The organism is Pseudonocardia lutea (assembly GCF_042658055.1).
Taxonomy (GTDB): Bacteria; Actinomycetota; Actinomycetes; order Mycobacteriales; family Pseudonocardiaceae; genus Pseudonocardia; species Pseudonocardia lutea.
In genome coordinates, this window is record NZ_JBHSQK010000086.1 from 18156 (window position 1) to 18742 (window position 587).

1 protein-coding gene is annotated in these 587 nt (G+C 79.4%); it reads left to right on the forward strand.

Going from position 1 to position 587, the window contains the following annotated elements:
• On the forward strand, window positions 1-587 hold a 587-nt coding region (locus ACFQH9_RS26685; protein WP_379570201.1), incomplete at both ends, for a hypothetical protein.

Sequence of the window (587 nt, forward strand, 5' to 3'; positions counted from 1 at the left end):
CGACGGAGCAGTGGGCGAGCCGTGCCGAGCTCGTGCTGGTCGGGGTGAATCGTCAGCTCGACCTCCTCGCCCGGACCGAGCAGGCGTGGAACGCCAGCGAGGCGGCCCGGATCGGCACCCCGCCGTCCGCGGTGCGCCGGCTGCAGCAGCGTCGTCAGCTCCTCGAACGGCAGCGGGCGACGCTGCAGGCCCAGCTGGAGAGCTACCGGGAGCTGGAGCGCAGCGCCGACGAGCTGGAGCGCGCCGAGGCCCGGCTCGCCGCGATCGAGAAGCTGCTGGCCGAGGACCCGGCCGGCGACCCGGCCTGGTCGGCCGCGCTCGCGGCCCAGCGGGACCTGCGGGTCCGGCAGCGCGACGGCCTCCGACAGCAGGTCGACGCGCTGCGCGCCGGGCCCGACGCGGCCTCCCGCACGCCGCTGCCGGATCCCGCGGCGGAGGCCGGCCGCACCGACCGCCTCTCCGCCGCCGTGCTCGATGCGGCCGCGGGCCGACCCGCTCCCGCCCCGACCCCGGGGCTGCACGCGCAGCCGCCGGTCGCGCCGGTCCGGGACGAGGAGGAGGACCGGCCGGCGGCCGTCGTCGGCACG